19 protein-coding genes are annotated in these 18,726 nt (G+C 62.1%); 3 read left to right on the top strand and 16 right to left on the bottom strand.

Annotated features, from left to right (window positions below; genetic code table 11):
* Window positions 1–29: 29 nt before the first annotated feature.
* Window positions 30–257, bottom strand: coding sequence for a hypothetical protein (locus PQR42_RS25945; protein ID WP_106284719.1), 228 nt, complete (start codon window positions 255–257; stop codon window positions 30–32).
* A gap of 506 nt (window positions 258–763) precedes the next feature.
* On the opposite strand from PQR42_RS25945, the gene PQR42_RS25940 reads away from it, so the two are divergent.
* Both PQR42_RS25940 and PQR42_RS25935 read left to right on the top strand, forming a co-directional pair.
* Window positions 764–1,087, top strand: a complete 324-nt coding sequence (locus PQR42_RS25940) for a hypothetical protein (protein ID WP_408493944.1) — start codon at window positions 764–766, stop codon at window positions 1,085–1,087.
* A gap of 161 nt (window positions 1,088–1,248) precedes the next feature.
* Window positions 1,249–2,316, top strand: a complete 1,068-nt coding sequence (locus PQR42_RS25935; protein ID WP_408389664.1) for a catalase family protein — start codon at window positions 1,249–1,251, stop codon at window positions 2,314–2,316.
* A gap of 63 nt (window positions 2,317–2,379) precedes the next feature.
* Here PQR42_RS25935 and PQR42_RS25930 read toward each other — a convergent pair whose 3' ends face one another.
* The 15 genes from PQR42_RS25930 to PQR42_RS25860 all read right to left on the bottom strand — a co-directional run bounded on the left by PQR42_RS25930 (window position 2,380) and on the right by PQR42_RS25860 (window position 17,595).
* Complete coding sequence (locus PQR42_RS25930) at window positions 2,380–3,501, bottom strand: porin (protein ID WP_408389666.1); 1,122 nt, start codon at window positions 3,499–3,501, stop codon at window positions 2,380–2,382.
* Window positions 3,498–3,866, bottom strand: coding sequence for a Rieske (2Fe-2S) protein (locus PQR42_RS25925; RefSeq protein WP_408209107.1), 369 nt, complete (start codon window positions 3,864–3,866; stop codon window positions 3,498–3,500). The genes PQR42_RS25930 and PQR42_RS25925 overlap by 4 nt, the downstream gene beginning before the upstream one ends.
* 12 nt (window positions 3,867–3,878) lie before the next feature.
* Window positions 3,879–4,742, bottom strand: a complete 864-nt coding sequence (locus PQR42_RS25920; RefSeq protein WP_408389668.1) for an intradiol ring-cleavage dioxygenase — start codon at window positions 4,740–4,742, stop codon at window positions 3,879–3,881.
* Window positions 4,743–4,750: 8 nt separating this feature from the next.
* Window positions 4,751–5,842, bottom strand: coding sequence for a branched-chain amino acid ABC transporter permease (locus tag PQR42_RS25915; RefSeq protein ID WP_408389670.1), 1,092 nt, complete (start codon window positions 5,840–5,842; stop codon window positions 4,751–4,753).
* A gap of 10 nt (window positions 5,843–5,852) precedes the next feature.
* Complete coding sequence (locus PQR42_RS25910) at window positions 5,853–6,719, bottom strand: branched-chain amino acid ABC transporter permease (protein WP_408389672.1); 867 nt, start codon at window positions 6,717–6,719, stop codon at window positions 5,853–5,855.
* Complete coding sequence (locus PQR42_RS25905) at window positions 6,716–7,426, bottom strand: ABC transporter ATP-binding protein (protein ID WP_408389674.1); 711 nt, start codon at window positions 7,424–7,426, stop codon at window positions 6,716–6,718. The genes PQR42_RS25910 and PQR42_RS25905 overlap by 4 nt, the downstream gene beginning before the upstream one ends.
* Window positions 7,427–7,428: 2 nt before the next feature.
* Window positions 7,429–8,151: an ABC transporter ATP-binding protein gene (locus tag PQR42_RS25900; protein ID WP_408389676.1), complete on the bottom strand. Its 723-nt coding sequence runs from the start codon at window positions 8,149–8,151 to the stop codon at window positions 7,429–7,431.
* A gap of 20 nt (window positions 8,152–8,171) precedes the next feature.
* Window positions 8,172–9,461: an ABC transporter substrate-binding protein gene (locus PQR42_RS25895; protein ID WP_408389678.1), complete on the bottom strand. Its 1,290-nt coding sequence runs from the start codon at window positions 9,459–9,461 to the stop codon at window positions 8,172–8,174.
* A 41-nt stretch (window positions 9,462–9,502) separates the two neighbouring features.
* Window positions 9,503–10,561 (bottom strand): maleylacetate reductase, encoded by a 1,059-nt coding sequence (locus PQR42_RS25890; protein ID WP_408389680.1) that lies wholly within the window; start codon window positions 10,559–10,561, stop codon window positions 9,503–9,505.
* Between the two features lie 6 nt (window positions 10,562–10,567).
* Window positions 10,568–12,031, bottom strand: coding sequence for an aldehyde dehydrogenase family protein (locus PQR42_RS25885; protein ID WP_408389682.1), 1,464 nt, complete (start codon window positions 12,029–12,031; stop codon window positions 10,568–10,570).
* Between the two features lie 95 nt (window positions 12,032–12,126).
* Complete coding sequence (locus PQR42_RS25880) at window positions 12,127–13,122, bottom strand: hydroxyquinol 1,2-dioxygenase (protein WP_408389684.1); 996 nt, start codon at window positions 13,120–13,122, stop codon at window positions 12,127–12,129.
* 35 nt (window positions 13,123–13,157) lie between these two features.
* The gene (locus PQR42_RS25875) at window positions 13,158–13,649 is read right to left on the bottom strand and encodes a cupin domain-containing protein (protein ID WP_106301548.1); all 492 of its coding nucleotides are present in this window, start codon (window positions 13,647–13,649) and stop codon (window positions 13,158–13,160) included.
* 164 nt (window positions 13,650–13,813) lie between these two features.
* Window positions 13,814–14,779 (bottom strand): LysR family transcriptional regulator, encoded by a 966-nt coding sequence (locus PQR42_RS25870; protein WP_132382599.1) that lies wholly within the window; start codon window positions 14,777–14,779, stop codon window positions 13,814–13,816.
* 170 nt (window positions 14,780–14,949) lie between these two features.
* Window positions 14,950–16,323 (bottom strand): MFS transporter, encoded by a 1,374-nt coding sequence (locus PQR42_RS25865; RefSeq protein WP_408389767.1) that lies wholly within the window; start codon window positions 16,321–16,323, stop codon window positions 14,950–14,952.
* A gap of 138 nt (window positions 16,324–16,461) precedes the next feature.
* Window positions 16,462–17,595 carry a porin gene (locus tag PQR42_RS25860; protein ID WP_408389686.1) on the bottom strand — a complete coding sequence of 378 codons (1,134 nt, stop codon included), beginning with the start codon at window positions 17,593–17,595 and terminating at the stop codon, window positions 16,462–16,464.
* 509 nt (window positions 17,596–18,104) lie between these two features.
* Between PQR42_RS25860 and PQR42_RS25855 the strand changes: the two genes are divergently transcribed.
* A complete protein-coding gene (locus PQR42_RS25855; protein ID WP_408209074.1) occupies window positions 18,105–18,692 on the top strand; it encodes a 4-hydroxylaminobenzoate lyase in 588 nt (195 codons plus the stop codon).
* Window positions 18,693–18,726 lie beyond the last annotated feature (34 nt).

Genomic DNA, 18,726 nt, shown 5'->3' with positions numbered 1-18,726 from the left:
CCCTCGCTCCCGCAGCGCCCCCTATCTCCTCAGGATAGCGACGCAAGCATGTTCGACAGCCGTCTGATGTGAGCCTTGAATGCGTCGCTCGCCTCACGATCGGTGGTGGGATTCAGATGTGACGTCTCGGCGAGTTGAGCTTGCTCGTGGAAATCGTTAGCGACCGCGCGTCGCACGTCGGGCGGTAACGACCGTACGATGGAGACCAGTAATGCCTCTTCGGCGTGAATCATGCCCAGAATCGAATGAGTGTCCATGGAACAAACTCCGTTGATGGCGCGATAAGTCAAATCTAGCATGCTCCGCGCCGAGTATTCCGGTTACTTCCGCATACCTCTCGTTACAAACCGCCGGCGGGCGGTTGGTTATGATGTGCGATTGCATCGCTCCGAGCACCCGTTGACTAATTATGAGGAATATCGGAAAAGCATTGGTAGTCGGCCTTGTGCTTGCAGAGGTCGCATTCGCCGTCTACCTACTGTCCCCAAAAAGCGACCCGTCGACGCGCGATCCCGGGGCCGTTACGGACGGCTCTGCAGCGCTCGCCTCGGATAAGGTTCAGTCCGGTACGTTACATGTGACCGCCGACAACGCAAACGGCGCCCCGTCGCCCGGCGCAAGCGCGGATAACGCCGCACGCGTCCCTGTGCAAATCCCCGCGCAATCTGTGCAGGGACACATCACGTCTGCGCCCGCGCCCGAACCGTCAACGGAGCACGCGGCGCAATTGCCACGGCAACCGGCACAACCGCACCCGCAAACCGTGCAAACGCCCGCGGTGGCCACCGTCCTGGCCGCCACCGATTCAAAAACAGCCACCGTTGTGCAACCCGGTCGCGGCCGTGACGGTCTGCACCGCCGCGATTCAACTTCAGTCTCCACTTCTGCGACGGACGAACTCGTCAAGGAATCCGCCAAGCTGGATCCGGCGCTCCCGCCGCCTCAGCCTGCTGAGCCATTTGTGCACGACGATCAGCCGCATCGCGGCTCGAATGCCGTCGCGGCAGCGATGACGCAACAACTCGTTAAAGAGTCCGCCAAGCTCGATCCCACATTGCCGCCGCCGAACCCGTCGGGCACGCACTAAGCGGGGGAACCGCCGCTCGTTCGATCGCGGTGCTCATGCGTTCGATTGCGCCGTAGTCTACGATGTAGTTCAAATCCATGCGCTCCGGCAGCAACACGTTTGCTACCTCAGCGCAGGCTTGGACGCATTCCCATCGCGGCGACCCTTGATGGAGGACGAGCATGGCCAACGACTCCCCCGACACAGCAGAACGCGGCGCAGGCTGGATCGACCAGCCCGAAGACGCGCAGGCGATCGCCCTCCTTGTCGAGAAAATCAAGGCGCAGCAAGCGACGATTGCCGCGAGTAGCACGACTCATCTGGACGGCCGCGTCGACCGCGGTCAGCATCAGAAGCAAACGCTCGGCGCCTTCGGCACGCTGCGAATCTTCGAAACGATACCCATTGCGCTCAAACATGGCCCCTTTGTGAAAGAGGACGAACTCGGACCGTCGCTTTGCTATCGGGTCGCCTGCCGCTTTTCGAACGGCCAGCCGTGTCCTTTTTCGGACCAGGCCGCCGACGTTCGCGGTGTCGCCGTCAAGTTCTTCACCGCGCAGGGCATTGAAACCGATCTTCTCATGACCAACGAGGGCGGCCGTTCGCACGCGCGAAACGCGGTGCAGTTCATGGACTTCGCCGATATCCTCGTCGCCCAGATCGCCAAAGGTGCGCTTGGCGCACTGGAGCAGGCGTCGATGGAAGTGTTGAGCGGCAAACTGGGCCCCGTCGAGACAGCCCGCATCGTCGCGATCCTGGCAAAGGAGACGACCCTGCACGCCGTCGAGAGTCTCACGACCGAGCGGTTCTGGGGCTCGGTCGTCAAGCTGGGCGCCGCGGCCATCAAGTACTCGCTTCAACCCGAAGATACAACCGTGCCGGGAACAAACGGCGACCGTAACGGCAACGACTATCTGCGCGAAGACCTGTTAAACCGCTTAAAAACCGGCCCACTCAAATGGCAACTCTGCGCTCAGTTCTTCGTGGATGAAGAAAGCACGCCGGTCAACGATGCATCGGTCGTATGGGCGGGCACGCCGATTGCGATAGGCGTACTGGAGATCGCGTCACCGCCCTCCGCCGACGACGAAGCGCGCATCAACCAGATGGCCTTCAACCCGGCCAACGGCTTCGAACCGCTAGGCATCACACACGCACGCAAGGACGTGTACGCAGCCAGCGCCGCGAATCGCAAGGACCGCGGCGTATTGTCGAGCGACGAGGCGCGTCAGTGCATTGGGCCGGTGTGAAGCCGGCATCCACTCGCGTCGACTATCGCAATAGCCTGGATAAGACAGCGCACGCCTGTATCGTCAGAAGCTGGTACGCAAACCGACGCGCGCAAGCGTCTGCGACCGGTTGCTCGCCGCGCCGTCCGGTTGCAGCAAACCGTTGATCCAGGCCCGCGTCACAGCCGCGTCGCCACTGGCGCGCTGATAGATCGCTTCGACATAGGCGGTGGTGCGTTTCGAAAAGTTGTACTGCAACGCGGTGGTGACCTGTTGCGCCTTGTTGTTCAGCAATACGTCGTTGCCTTTCATGTACGCGTAATCGAGACCGAGCGTCCACGGACCTGAGATCGTCCACGACGCCCCGCCCTTGTAGACGTCGATCTTCGCGCCGCTCGCGGTGTTTTTCGTGTTGGTGTAGAGCAGCATCCCCAGCACGCTGCCGAAGTTGTAGTGCGCGCCGAAGCCGAAATTGCGGATGCCGTCGTGACCATCGCCCAGTTGCGGATACTTCACCTCGACATACGCCGCGCCGACGCCCAACGGACCGTTCGCGTAGTTCGCGCCGAAGCTCATCGTCGAGTCCGACGAGAACGAGCCGGGTACGCCACCGAATCCATAGAGCGCGCCGAACGTAAAGCCTGCGATGTCGGGGCTGCGATACTTGACCGAGTTCCCTACGCGTGTCGCGCCCGCCATGCGGTCGAAATCGAACGAACCGGTCGGATTGTTCGGCACGCCCAACGCGGTGAACGGCCCCTGGCGAAAATCGTAAATGCCGCCGAACAGGAACGCGCCGTCATACAGGCCGAGCGTCAGCGTCTCGAACATGAAGTCGTACTGGGTGCCGAAGGTGAGCGAGCCGAAGCGGTCATTGGTGAGACCGACCAGCGCCGTGCGGTTAAAGATCTGTCCGGCGCCCGGAATCGTCGCGCCGCTGCCCAGATCGAACTGCGACGTGAGTTCGAAAATCGCCTTGTTGCCGCCGCCCAGATCTTCGCTGCCTTTGAACGTCAGCAGGTCCGGCGAGAGCACGCCGCTATCGAACAGCGTCGCGGCGCCGCCGTGCTGGTTGTTCACATACGTGACGCCCGCATCGATCACGCCTTGCAGCGTCACGCTGCTTTGCGCGCAGGCGATACCCGGCGCGATGCACGCGAACGTGCAGCCTGCCATTGCCAGGCGCTTCGGCTTGGTCCCTTTCATAGCTGTCTCCTCCAGTCGTTGTTGAATATCTGTCGTTGTTCGATGCGGATGTCGACCGGCGTGAGCGAGGCACCCTCGCACGGTCCATCGACGCACACGCCGTCTTCAAAGCGAAACATCGCGCTGTGATGCGCGCACATCAGCAATTCGGCGTCGTAGGCCCAGAACGTGTTCGGTTCGTAATTCAGTGGAATCGAAAAGTGCGGGCACACATTGCGGTACGCCCACGCGTCATCGCCGCGGCGCAGAATCACGACGCCTGGTGCGCCGGCCTGGTCAGCGGGGATCTCAAGCGCGCCGCCGTCGGGAATATCGTCGAGCGCGCAGAGAAAGCCTTGGTGAGGTTCGGCATTCACCGCGTTCATCGCCTCGCCTCCTCATCCCTGCCGCGCGGATAGCACGAAGTCGCGCTGTACTTCGAAGAACGGGCTTGGCAGCGCCCACTCTTTGGCAGCGGCCGCGTCGTGATTCGGCACGTAGTCGATTACGAGCGACGGCTTCGAGCCGAACACCGCATCGGAGTGGACATAGAGATCGCCCTCGGAGTAAAGCGCGGTGGTCAGCGTCTCGTAGCCGGGTGCAACGATCAGGAAATGGATATGGGCAGGCCGCATCGGATGACGGCCGGTCGCCATCAGCATCTGTCCGACCGGGCCATCGGTCGGAATGGGATAGCTGGTCGGTTTGATGGTCCTGAATGCGTATTCGCCGTTCGGCCCCGAGCGGAATTTACCGCGCAGGTTGCTCTCGGGTTGATCGGGATCCTGGCCTTCATACATGCCGTTGTTCGCCGTTTCCCACACCTCGATCAACGCACCGGGCACCGGCGCGCCGCGCTCGTCGACGAGACGGCCATGAATCAGCGTCGGCTCGCCTTCCGTTCGCGCGATGTTGGCGCCGAATTCTTCTTCCTTCGCGCCTTCGCGATAGAACGGACCGAGCAGACTGCTCTCGGTGGTGACGCCGCCGCGCCCGTGATTGATCGCATCGATCATGATCGACAGGCCGAGCGTGTCCGATAACAGAATGAATTCCTGGCGGATGCCGTTGCACATCTTGCCGGTGGCCGTCAGGAATTCGATGCCACGGCGCCATTCGTCCCCGGTTAGTTCGACTTCGCTGGCGAATGCATGCAGGTGTGTGACCAGCGCGGTCATGATCTGCTTGAGGCGCGGATCGGTGCAATCGGCAAACGTGTCGAGCACGTTCTGCGTCAACTGATGGATGGTTTTATCGTTCATGGTTGGCCTCATGCGCGGTGTGCCGCCGAACCCGCGTCGAGCGGATCGGACGCGCCGTCCGGCGAGCGTTGTTGAGAGGGACCCGCGTCGCGAAACACGACGCGCCGGCCCACGGGGAACAATTGCAGGCCGTAGCGGTGCGACACGAAGCCCCATAGTCCCTGCGGAAAGAACATCGTCACGACGATCGCCAGCGCGCCGAGGCCGATCAGATACCAGGTGCCGAAATCGGACAGGAACTGGTTCAAGAGGAAGAAAATCAGCGCGCCGAGGATCGGCCCTTCGAGCGTGCCGAGGCCACCGATCATCACGATGAAAATGCCGAACGCACTCCAGTTCACCGAGAACGCGGCGTCGGGTGAAATGCGCAGGTTGCCGATAAAGTACAGGCCGCCCGCCAGTGCGGTGCCGCACGCCGACACCAGATAGACGATCAGGCGCGCGCGCTTCACGTCGACGCCCTGGCTGCTGGCCGCCACCGCGTTGTCGCGCATCGCGGTCAACGCGAGACCGGCTTTCGAGCGCAGAAACAGATACAGCAGTCCGATCGCCGCCGCGACGATGGCTAGCGCCAGCCACAGCGTCAGCGATTCGCGCAGCGCACGCGGCACGTCCTGCAATGCGGTGAGACTCGTGCCCGAGCCGCCGCCGAGCACCGAGACGTTCGCCACCGTCAGCCGGAACACTTCCGCGATCACCCAGGTGCCGATCGCGAAGTAGCCGCCTTCGAGCCGGAACGCCACCATCGACACCGGAATCGCCACCACCGTCGCAATCACGGCAGCAATCGGCACCGCGATGAACGGCGAGATGCCGCAATAGTTGGCGAGAATCAGCATCCCGTATCCGCCGATGCCGAAGAATGCCTGCTGGCCGATCGACACCATCCCGCCATAACCGGCCAGCAGGTTCCACATCAACGCGAATACCAGGTAGGACGCCAGTTGCACGAAGTCGCGCATGGCGTCGCGCCCTGCCCACCACGGCGCGCTCGCCACCGCCAGCGCGACGATCAGCAGCACGATCACCGCCACGCGGCTCGCACGCGTCGCGCGCCGCACCTCGAAGCCCGCTGCGGGCTGGTTCAATTGCATGGTCATGTCGAAGCCTCTATGCGGTTTTGGGCAGCAAGCCCTGCGGCCGCGCCACCAGCACGCCGAGAAACACCACGTGGCCGAGCCAGATGCCCCAGCCGGGGTCGAAGTAAAAGCCCACCTGCTGCGCAATGCCGAGCGCCATGCCGCCGACGAAGGTGCCCCAGAACGACCCCATTCCGCCGATGATCACTGCCTCGAACGCATACAGCAGCAGCGCCGGCCCATCGGTCGGCGACACCGCCGTGCGCATCGAGTAGAGCGCCGCGGCCACCGCGATCAGCACGAAAGCGATGCCCATCGCCAGCGCATAGGTGCGGCGGTACGAGACACCCATCAGTTGCACGATCTCGCGATCGTCAGAGGTGGCGCGAAACGCGCGGCCGAGCGGCGTGCGGCCGAACAGCCACTGCATCGCGAAGGCGAGCGCCACCGTCGCCACCAGTGTGACGAGCGGCAGATAGCCGAGCGTGACGCCGCCCGCGAGCGTGATGCTCTGCGATTCGAAGCTGCCGGTGGCGATGGAACGCGGATCCGCGGAGAAGATCTGCTGCAACACGTTCTGGATCACGATCGACAGGCCGAACGTGACGATCAGCGACGGCAGCGGATCGCGGCTGCTGACGCGGTTCAGAAGCGCGAACTGCACGGCATACCCCGCGCCGAACGCGATCACGAGCAACAGCACGAGCGCGACGGCGAGCGGCAGATGAGCGAAGCTCGTCAAGGCGAACAGCACGAACACCAGCAGCACGATGAAGTCGCCATGCGCGGTATTGGTGAGCCGCATTACACCGAACACCAGTGACTGGCCCATCGCGAAGAGCCCGTATAGCGCGCCCAACAGCACGCCCTGCACGACGATATTGATGAACGTGTTCATGCGGCCACTCCAAAATACGCCTGCGTGATCGCCTCGTCCGACACTTCGGCCGACACGCCCGTCAACGACACGCGCCCTTCCTGCAGGCAATAGAAACGCGACGACACGCGGCGCGCCAGTTGCACGTCCTGCTCGACGACGATCGCGCTCATGCCATGCGAGACGATCTCGGGCAACGCCGCGTAGATTTCGCGCACGATCACCGGCGCGAGGCCGAGCGAAAGTTCGTCGCACATCAGCAGATCGGGGTTGCTCATCAGCGCGCGGCCGATCGCCACCATCTGTTGCTGACCGCCCGATAACGCCGTGGCCGCGTGATGACGGCGCTCCCGCAACGCCGGGAAAAGCGCATAGACGCTTTGCAGATTCCAGCGCCCTGGCCTTTTGCTGAACGCGCCGAGCAACAGGTTCTCTTCGACGCTCAAACTCGCGAACAGACGCCGTCCTTCCGGCACCAGCGCAATGCCCTTGCCGACAATGCTCGCTGCCGGCGTAGCGCCGACCGGCTCGCCGCGATACAGGATCTGCTCGGCAGTGCGCGGACGCAGCAGACCCGCCACCGATTTCAGAAAGGTCGACTTACCCGCGCCGTTCGAGCCGATCAGCGCGATCACTTCGCCCGGCGCCACCGTCACGTCGATGCCGAACAGCGCCTGGAAGTCACCGTAAAACGCGCTCAGCGCGCGAGTCTCCAATAGTGCCGACATGATCAAGCCTCCAGTCCGAGATACACGCGCCGCACTTCGGGGTCGTCCATCACCGCGGCGGGCAAGCCCTCCGCGAGCCGCTTGCCGAAGTTGATGACAAGCAGACGGTCAGCCACCGCGAGCAGCGCATGCACGACATGTTCGATCCACACGATCGTCACGCCACGCTCCTTGACGCGGCGAATCTCGTCGACGAGTGCGTGCGTTTCGGGTTCGGTGAGGCCGCCGGCGATCTCGTCGAGCAGCAGCAGTTGCGGCTGCGTCGCGAGCGCGCGAGCCAGTTCGAGCCGTTTGCGGTCGAGCAGCCCCAGCGTGCCGGCCAACTGATTGGCGCGGGCTTTGAGGCCGGTGCGTTCGAGCACGTCGACGCAGACGTCGTACGCGGCGTGGCCGGTCAGTTCGCCGCCAAAGGTCGCGCCGACCAGCAGGTTTTCAAACACCGTCATCCCGCCGAACGGCCGCGGCACCTGATACGAGCGGCCGATACCCGCCACGCAACGTCGATGCGGCGGCAAGTGGTTCACATCCGCGCCGTCGAATTCGACACTGCCCTGATCGGGCCGCACGTCGCCGCTGACGAGGTTGAACAGCGTGGTCTTGCCGGCGCCGTTCGGGCCGAGGATGCCGTAGGTTTCGCCGCGTTCGACAGCGAAGCTGATATCGTCGGTCACCTGCAGCGCGCCGTAGCGCTTCGACACGCTGGTGAGTCTGAGCACTGGATTCATCACTGCTCTCCGCGTTGATTTCAGGCGATCAGCTTCAGCGGGCCGGACAGCGGCACGCTCGGCGCGAGCTGGTTGTTGACGATCGCGAGGTCGAAGGGATGCTTCTGCCCTTTCACCCATTGCCCGCCTACAAGCGGCGTCTTCGCGACGTTCTTCACCGGGCCACCGCCCCAGGCGACGTGGCCGACCAGCGTATCGAGCTTCGTCGAGGCCACCGCGTCACGGATCGCTTCGTTCGAGTCGACGTCTTTCGCGCGCTTTAACGAATCGACGGCGATTTCGAATAGCGCGTGGGCGAAACCGATCGGTTGGGTCCATTGCTTCGAGGTGACGCGCTCGTAGTCGTCGGCGACTTGCCGCGCGGTTTGCCCTGTCAGCGACGATTTGAACGGATGAGAAGGCGACCACCACACCTCGGTGGAGAGTCCGTCGCCGAGATCGCCGAGCGCTTCGATCGAGGTCGGAAACAGCAGCGCCTTGCCGATCGAAATGACCTTGGGCTTCAGCCCTTGCTGACGCGCCTGAACGAGAAAGTTCTTGGCGTCAGGCGGAATCACGACGCCGGTGACGATCTGCGCATTCGACTGCTTGAACGACGAAATCTGCGCGGAGAAGTCCTGCGTCATGCTCTGGAAGCGGCCGGGGTCCTTCAGCGTGAAGCCCTTCTGCGCAAGCACGGGCGGAAAGCCGAGCTTCGCGTCGCCCCAGGCGTTGCCGTCGCCGTCGTTGGGAAAGAGGCCGCCTACGCTGTGATTGGTTTGCACCGATTGCCACATGCCGGTGTAGACGGTGATCACATCTTCCAGTCCCCAGAAGAAGTGATAGGTAAAGCGGAAGCCCTTCTTCGGATCGCCCTTTCTGCCGAAGAACCACGGCTGCCACGGCACCACCGTCGACACACACGGCATCTCGTTCAGTTCGCACGCGTCGCTCACGGGATTGGCGGTCTCCGGCGTGCCGGACACCAGCATGATGTCGACCTTGTCCTTCAGGATCAGGTCGTTGGCGACTTCGCCGGCGCGATTCGGATTCGACTGGCTATCCTTGACGACAATCGACACCGGATACGATTTGCCGCCAATCACGATGCCGTTTTTCAGCGCAGTCTGCATCTGCTGGATCGTGAAGCGATCCGCTTCGCCGAACGGCGCGAGCGGTCCGGTTTGCGGCGATACGTAGCCGATTTTCAGCGTGCGTGGACCGGCCGCGAAAACGAGCGGCGAAAATGCCGAGGTCGTAGCGGCGAGCGCACCGCCTGCCGCGAGGCTGACAAAGCGGCGGCGTCTCGCATCGAAGGTATGTGAGTCCATGGTTGTCTCCTGAATTTTTTTGTATGAGTGATTCGGGCGCGCTAGTCCGGCCGTCGGCCATCGAAGGCGGCTTCGAGCAAGGCACGCAGCGGTATTCGTTCGACCGGCCGCGGATTCCAGTACGGGTTCTTCAACGCGAGATCGAGTGCGACATCGAGATCGGCTGATGTGAGGCCGATGTCTTTTAGCGCGGTCGGCGCGCCGTGATCGTGTGCGAGATCGAATACGGCTTGCGCGGCGTCGTCGGCATGCAATGCGTGGGCGATACGCTTCATCGCCTCGGGTGCAGCTGCACGGTTATAGGCGAGCACATGCGGCAGCACGATGGTGTGCGTCTCTGCGTGCGGCAGATTGAAAGTGCCGCCGAGCGTATGGCACAGCTTGTGATGCAAGGCCATGCCGACGCTGCCGAGCACCGCGCCGCATAGCCAGGCGCCATACAGGCAATCGCCGCGCGCCGCGAGATCGCCTGGTTGCTGCATCACGCGAGGCAGCCCCTGGCCGAGCGCGCGGATGCCCTCTTCCGCCATCAGGCTGATGATCGGATTCGCGTCCTGCGCGTAGAGTCCTTCCGCCGCGTGGGCGATGGCGTTGATCCCACTCGTCAGCGACAACCCAGGCGGCAGCGACGTTGTCAATGCCGGGTCGTAGATCACCGTCTTCGGCAGCACACGCAGATCGCGGCCGGTCTTTTTGACGCCGCCCTCGGTGAGGCCGTAAATCGGCGTCATCTCGGAGCCTGCATACGTGGTCGGAATCGCGATGATCGGCAGCGAGGTTTCGAGCGCGATCGCCTTGCCGAGGCCTGTTGTGGAGCCGCCGCCTATAGCGATCGCGCAATCGGCGCCGAGGCTTGCGGCGAAGTCGCGTGCCGCGCGAGCGGTTTCGACCGGCACGTGCATCACGGCTTCGGCGTAGACGCCTGCCGCCCGCGAGCCGAGGCTCGCCGCGAGCGCTTCGGCCTGCGCGCGCTGTTGCGGCGTGGACAGCACGATCGCCCGCGTGGCGCCGAGCAGGCCGATCTCGCGATCGAGCTGCTCGAGACTGCCAACACCGAAAATCACGCGTGACGGCAAGCCGTTATAGATGAACGGTTCCATGGTGGTTCAACGCGGGTAGTAAGGCGGAATCTGCGCATCCACGTTGACCCAGATCGACTTGGGCTGCGTGTATTCGCGCATCGCTTCGAAACCCATTTCTCGGCCGTAGCCGCTTGCGCCGACGCCGCCGAATGGCGACGCCGGGCTCACGCGCTTGTAGCAGTTGATCCACACCATGCCGGCGCGAATCTCGCGCGCCACCAGATGCGCGCGTTGCAGATCGCGTGTCCACAAACCCGCGCCGAGACCGTATTCGGTGCCATTCGCGATGGCGAGCGCTTCTTCGTCTGTGCGGAATCTGGTGACCGTCATGAACGGCCCGAACACCTCTTCCTGCGACACCCGATGCTCCGGCTTCGCTTCGACGATGGTCGGCTCGACATAGCAGCCGTTGGCGAGCGCCGCATCGTCCGGCGCCTTGCCGCCTGCCAGCACGCGGCCACCCTGTTCGCGGGCGACATCGACGAACGAAAGCACGCGGTCGCGGTGCTGACGCGAGGTAAGCGGCCCCATCTCGGTCGACGGATCGAGCGGATCGCCGATTTTGATTGTGCGGCTCAACGCGGCGAACTTTTCGAGTACTTCGTCGGCGATCGATTCATGCACGATCATCCGCGAGCCGGCGATGCAGGCCTGCCCCTGGTTGTGGAAGATCGCGAACGCCGAGCCTTGCACGACGGCATCGATATTCGCGTCGCCGAACACGATGTTCGCGCCCTTGCCGCCGAGTTCGAGTTGCACCTTCTTCAGGTTGCCGCTCGACGCCTGCACGACCTTGCGACCCACCGCGGTCGAGCCGGTGAACGCGACCTTGCTGATCTCCGGGTGTTCGGCGATGTACTGCCCGGCCACATGACCCAAGCCCGGCAGGATGTTGACGACGCCGTCCGGGAAACCCACCTCGGCCATCAGTTCCGCGATCGCCAGACTCGACAGCGGCGTGAGCTCGGCGGGCTTCATGATCACGCAGTTGCCCGCGGCGAGCGCCGGCGCCATCTTCCAACTCGTGAACATGAGCGGGAAATTCCACGGCACGACTTGCCCGACAATGCCGACCGGCTCGCGGGTCATATAGTTCAGAAAGCCCTGCTCGACCGGAATCACCGAGCCTTCGAACTTGTCGGCCATGCCGCCGAAATAGCGGAACGTGGCCGCGGTGCGCGGCACGTCGAGGTTGCGTGTATCGCGGATCGGGTGGCCGGTATCGAGCGATTCGAGACGCGCGAGCTTGTCGGCATTCGCTTCGATCGCGTCGGCCAGCTTGAGAAGCAGGCGCCCGCGCTCCATCGCGGCGAGGTTGCTCCACTTCGGAAACGCTGCCTTCGCCGCCGCGACGGCGCGATCGACATCGGCCGGGCCCGCCATCGCGACGTCGGCGATCACCGAGTTGTCGTGCGGATTGAGGGAGGCGAGCGTTTCGCCGTTTGCAGCCGGCACGAAGCGGCCGCCGATGAAGAGTTGCGTTTGCATGTCAGTCCTGTGCAAGTAAAACCTGGACGCGACTTTCCCCACGGCGCCAGCGGTCTGGCGCCGTTCGATCGACGATCGGAGGGAATGCCGGAGAGTTACATCTGGATCGGATACGGCGGCAGTTCACCGCTTTCGTAGCGCTTGGGCAGATCGGGCGTCGCGTTCTCCCACACCAGCAGCATTGAACGCTTCTGCGAGTAGCCCTTGTGACGGATATCGGCGGGCATCGCGGCGATGTCGCCCGCGTTCATCGTGATGCGCGCGCGCGGCTCGCCGCTGTCCTTGTCGGCGACGTCCCAGATGATCTGGTCGGATAGTTGCAGGAACCACTCGACGCGGTCGTTGCCGTGGAACACCGGCAGCACGAATTCCTCGGTGGTCGGGCAGAACAGGCTCTGCTGGCACACCGACGTGACCGAGGGATTCCAGGTCACGTCCGAGCGCGACAGATACTTGAAGAGGCTGAACGCATGCAGCGCACCTTCGAAACCCGGCTCCGCGTGAATCTCCGGTTCGTCCTGGCCGACATCGGCAAACTGGCGATTGACGGGAAGATCGTCGCGCAACGGCGAATCGCCTTCGAGGCCCGGCATGCGCCTGGTGGCAATTCGCGTGCGCTCGATCGCGGCGATGTTGTCGCCATGTTTCGTGCCGAATGCGGAGCCGGTTTCTTCCGGCGCGGCGAACGGGTCGAAGCCTTCGTTGACCCAATCCTTCAGGATCGCCTTGAAGGTCGCCATGATGAGCGGCGTGTCGAACTGCTGGATATGGTCGACGCCCGCTTCCTTGAAGCTCGCGTTATACGCTCCGGCGTACATGTCGACCTTGCCGTAGTGATTGCGCGTGCCGATCACTTCGTCGAAGTTGACCCAGCCGTAGAAGAAGCCCCACGCCACGTCACGCATCATTGCGCGCAGGAAGTCGTCGGCATGCATCTGATGCGAGCGGAGCTGACCTTTGGCGGGCCATCTGACGGTGGCGAAATAAGCGTCGCGGCTGAATTCGAAATCGCCGAGGCAGAAGGTGCGATAACCGGTGACCGCGTCGGCTTCGCTCGCGGTGACGTTTTGCAGGGTGCTGAGTTTGTCCATGATGGGCTCCGGATGGATCGATCGTGTAGAGGGATTCAGTGGATGCAGATGTCGGCCCACTTCTCGACCGAATAGCGTCCGAGGATCGTCTGCACGAGCAGCACGCCTTTTGTCTTCGCTTCGAAGCGATAGGCGGCGCCGGCGGGCAGCAGTGCCTGATGGCCGCGACGCAGCCGCACATGGCCCATCGACTGGCCCGACGGCTGGCCTTCGAGACGCACGCTGCCTTCGGTCTGTGCGTCGACCAGCGGGCCGTCCGACGGCTTGATGAAATAGATGTCGATCTCGCCGTCGAGCACGACTGCGAACTCATCGTGCGACGCAGCAAACCACGGCGACGAACCTTCCGCGCGCAGCGTCTCGATCACGTACTTGAGATTCTTGCCGACGACGACTTTCTCGTAGGGCTCAGCGCGGCTCGCCACGTCGAATACATTCGACATGGCGTAATGTTCCGGTTTGCCCTTGATGATTTCGATGGAGCCTTTCCGAAAGTTGTCCAGGCTGCCGAACCAGGTTTGTTGCATGTCTGCCTCCAGTTGATCCACGAATGCGTTGCTTGCATCGAAGATTAAGCGGCGACAGGCACTACAGCAATGTTCTGAGGGTCGGAAAACGCGAACCCCGGGTGCTCCAAAATCGCGCCAGGGAAACTACCTGGTGGCGAACCCTCATGGGCCTCGGGTAGGCCTCAACTGTCGGACAGTTCCTCGCCGACGCTTTTCGTTTCGTCGTCCGGCGGCGCAATGCCGAGCGCCCTGTCCCACTGCGGTTCGCGCAGATAGCGCGCGCGCAGGAAGTCGACGAAGGCCTTGACCTTGGTGGTCGAGCGGTGCGAGGCAGGATACACCGCCGACAGCCACAGCGGCGGCGCCGCGTATTCCGGCAGCACACGCTCCAGCCGGCGTTCGAGCAGATCGGCGGCGGCGACCATGGTCGGCAGATAGACGACGCCCGCGCCGGCCCTCGCGAATTCGAGCAGCAGATGCACGCTATTGGTTTTGAGCACCGGATTCAGCGCGATTTCGAAGCATTCGTTGCCGCGCATCAGCGGCCACTTATCGCCCCAAGGGTAGTACGAATAGCGGGCGAAATCGTGCCGCAGCAGATCGAGCGGTGTCTCGATCAGCGGTTCTTCCTTCAGATAGCCAGGCGCGGCGCAGAGCACGCCGCGCACCGGAAAGAGACGCCGCTCGACCAGCAGGTTCGACGCCGGCGGATAGATTTGCAACGCCAGATCGAAGCCTTCCTGAACCGGATCGATGACCCGGTCGTTGACGGTCACGACGAATTCCACGCGTGGATATGCGGCGCGGAATTCGATCAGCGTCTGCGAGAAATGGCCGAGCGCGAAGCCCGGCAGGACGTGGATATTGAGCGTGCCCGCGAGCGCCTGCGGATCGCCGCGCGAGCGGCCGGACAAATCATGGACCTTGGTGACCAGCTCGGCGCACTCGCGGTAGTACGTCTCGCCGAGTTCGGACAGGCGCACCGCGCGGGTCGAACGATGAAAGAGCGGCACGCCGAAATGGTCCTCGAGTTGCTTGACGCGCGAGGTCACCACCGATTTGGCGACGCCTAGCTGGCGTGCCGCGCCGGCGAAGCTCTGCGCTTCCGCGGCGCGGACGAACGCTTCCATCGACATGAATAGGTCCATGCTGTCTCCTGTCGATCGGAGTTAGCGCTTTGGCGCTTACTCCGATCCCATGCAAAGCTGTCGACCGCAGTTAGCGCTTTAGCGCTTACTGAGGTCCCATGCAAAGCTGTCGATCGGCATCATCCGGTCTGTTCCGAGATGCTAACGCGAATCCGGCAGCGTCCGCTTTCTCACGGACTCGGATCAACAATCGCCGCCTGCAAACTTCCCTGCTTATTATTGACCGATACTGCCACAAGCAATGCCATGGCTGCGACAAATGCGGGCGCGGCCATCGACGTCAAAATGGCGATCATGCTGTAGCCGGCAGCCGAAAGCGCTCCGCCACCGAGCGCGCCGAGAATGCCTCCCAAGCGCCCGATGCCCAGCATCCACGCAACGCCGGACGCGCGCCCGTGTGTGGGATAGAACAGCGCCGCAAGGGCCAGCATCGACATTTGCGCGCCCGTCATGCAGACACCCGCCACGAACGTCGCGATCCCAAGCGACTGAACATTGGCAGTGCCTTGTCCCATCGCGCAGACAGCGACGCCCAGCAACAGAAATGCGAGCGCGACCACTCGCCAGGGATTGAAGCGGTCCATCAACCAGCCACAACCCAATGCGCCGATTACGCCTCCCGCCGGAAACAGTGCCGACACCAACGACGCCTGGCGCAAGGTGAACCCCGCGTCATGGATCATCGTCGGCATCCAGCTCGTCAGCATGTAATAGACAAGCAGGCCCATGAAGTACGCTAGCCACAGCATCAACGTGCCGAACCTGTAACGCGTGGAAAGGATGAGAGCAAGCGGCGCGTTTTCCTTCTCTCCTACCCGGTCAGATACAGAGAACTTTGAAACAGCCACCAGTTCACCTTGCGCAATTCTTCGAAGTACTCGACGAATCCGATCATCCGGCCAGCCCTTGATCACCATGAATCGCACCGACTCCGGCAGCGCAACAAGGGCACATGCAAGCAGGACAGGCGCAATACCGCCCACGAGGAAGATCGAGCGCCATCCGAAGTCGGGGATCAATGCAGCCGACACGACACCGCCCGCCGACGCGCCCAAGGTGAATCCGCAGAACATGACGTTCAGCAGCAAGGATCGACATCTCGCCGGCACATATTCCGACAATAACGTCGTCGAGTTCGGAAGTGCCGCGCCAAGCCCAATTCCGGTTAAAAAGCGAAAGACCGACAGTTGCCAAACACCCGAAGCGAATACGCAGGCGATCGTCCACACGCCGAAAAAGCAGACCGATCCGATCAAAACCTTGCGACGCCCGATCCTGTCGGCAACAGGCCCAGCCAGCAGCGCACCGATTGCGAGACCCACGAGCGCCGCACTCAGCACGGGTCCAAGCGCGATTTTTGTTACTCCCCACTCTTTCGCGATCGCCGGCGCAACAAAACCGATTGCGCTGGTATCGAATCCGTCCAATGCGACGATCAGAAAACAGAAAAACAGAATCAGCCACTGATAGGGTGAAAACCTACGTTCGTCAATGAACTGTTCGACGTTAAGTACATTCTGCTCGCCGATATCTCGTGTGCTCATGCAAACTCCGTGATCAAGCGGGCGGAGCGTTCGCCAGAACACTGTCCGCCTGCCTTGGTTGATGATTGCCCTGCGGATTCACGGAGCACGGTGCCCGTCGCTTCTATCGGGCAACTCGCGCTCCGTCCACGTGCCCAGTTAGAACAGGTGCCGAATTCCTGCCATCGCACCGAACTGACCCATGCCCGCCGCCGGCGTTGTGCCCCCGCCGCCCACGCTCGCGGAAAAGTGCGCCTTGGCGCTGTTCCACAAATACGTACCGCCGATATAGACCGCAGTGGCTTTCGATAAGAAGTAAGTGGCGCGAAGCGTTGTCATCGTTGCGCGCGCATCCTGGTCCCGGACCACGATCCGAAAACCTTCGCCATCGATCACAAAGCTCGGGGTCACGAAATACTCGGCGCCTACGAAGTAGAGATTGGACCGTACGTCGGGCGCTGCCACGGAGTTCGTCTCGACGTGTCTTCCGAGCCATCCCGCTCCGACCTTCAGCCCGGCAAATTTCACGTAACCGTTCGCCGCGATACGCGTGTCCTTGTCTGCGCCCGACGCAGTGGGAAAAGTGCCGATGCCGTCAAAGAAATTGGCCGCGGCGTTTGCACCGCCGCGCTGTTCGTCGTACGCAGTTGCAACGCCAAAGCTTGCCGCGTCGTATTTGAGCATTGCGCTCCACTCGCGACATTGGTTGAACTGGCCTGGAACCTGACCGGCGCATGTACCCTGTCCCGGCGAATTGCCGGTGCCAGCCGCATCGCGACCGAGCGAATACGAGGCGCCGACTGTCACCCCCTTGTAGCTGCCTTTGTAGACGATACTGTTATCGCTCCGCGCATTGGGCAAATAATTGTCCAGCGCGCCGATCCCGTGAACATCGGGGCCCAGCATGTCCGCATCAGACAAAGCCCAATAAATCATGTTGTACTGGCGGCCGAAGGTTAGCGCCCCCCACGGTCCATCGAGGCCGACCCACGCCTGGCGCCCGAAAAGCCGTCCTCCTTGTCCAATGTCTCCGGCTCTCGTATTGAAGCCATTCTCGAGGGTAAAGACGGCCTTCCAGCCGCCCCCAAGGTCTTCGGCTCCGCGGATCCCCCACCGGGACGGCAATTCCCCGCTGATGGCCGGCATCCGAACCACGTGGTCACCGGCGGAATTTGCATGAGACACGTACTCGATGCCGGTATCGATCAAACCATACAGTGTGACGCTGCTTTGTGCGAAAGCCGATGCACTCAACATCCCGAGACCGAACGCTGCAAACCTTCCATGCTTCATACTCCTCCCAATGATTGGCTAGTCGCTTCGTTATCCAAACTACTTTATGTGATACGAATCATTGGTCCGGAGCTTATGTTTGCAAATAAAAAGCAACAACACGGTGAAACACGGGGCGACGGAAATCCACGTTGCATCTGCCGAACGTTTGGAAAATTTAAATTCTCCTGTCAGGACACAGACGCATGTACTTTTCCTTCCGCGGCGTGATCAGCGATGATTTTCATACACTACCGCCCGTGAGAGAGAATCACCGGACGCCTCGAATATCGAAATGAATTGTGTTCATATGCCTATTGAACGCAGCAACTCGTTGCATCCACGGCATCTCAACCGGTTTCTATCCGGTGTGCGGCTCTTGAACATCATTCAATGTGGTATTGAAAATTCTCCCCTTCGTCCTCGAGAAGCGATGTGGCATCGTGACTGCAGCGGTGAGCGCCCAGTTGTTATGCGTCGACGGGCAAAGCCCACCATCTTCGGCGCGGCGTCGTCGATCCGGACTGCACATGCAGCCCTTCAGACCAGCGAGGACAAATTTGTCACAAGCCAATAACCCAAGCAGTAGAGACGAACTGATAGCGAAATGTCTGCCCTTTCTCGATGAGGTCAAGGATCTGACTACGGGCAGTGAGGTCGAACGGTGGCTCAATGAAAAATACGGTACATCGAGCGAGTTCTATAAAGATCTCAAGCGCCTGATCACGATTGGCGTAGTGGAAGAAGGCTGGGCGGCTAACGTTGAAATATCCGGACGCCGTTATCGGCGCGCACGTCTTGTCGACCCTTCAGAAGAGACCTTTGGATTCAGTATTACGGCTGTCTATATGGATAGCACCGGAAATGACCAAAACAATCCGGAAGGAAGCTTCCGGGGCGATTACCACGCGCATCCCTACGGCGAATTCAACATGGTGGTGTCGCTAAACGAAGGCGCGGCCCTCGCCGGTCCGAATGGCTGGTGTTATGGCGGTTGGACCGCGCCAGCGCCGGGCAGTCATCACTATCCGGAAACAAAAGGCGGTGCAATTATCGCGTTGTTCTTTCTGCCTGCAGGGCGCATTGCGTACAACGTCAAGGCGCCTGACGCAAACTGATCATGCGCAGGACCCGTCGATAACGGCGTGTTCT

This window comes from Paraburkholderia sediminicola, assembly GCF_046027355.1.
Lineage (GTDB): Bacteria > Pseudomonadota > Gammaproteobacteria > Burkholderiales > Burkholderiaceae > Paraburkholderia > Paraburkholderia sediminicola_B.
The sequence above is the reverse complement of the archived record's forward strand: the minus strand, read 5'-3'. Positions and strand labels throughout refer to the sequence as shown.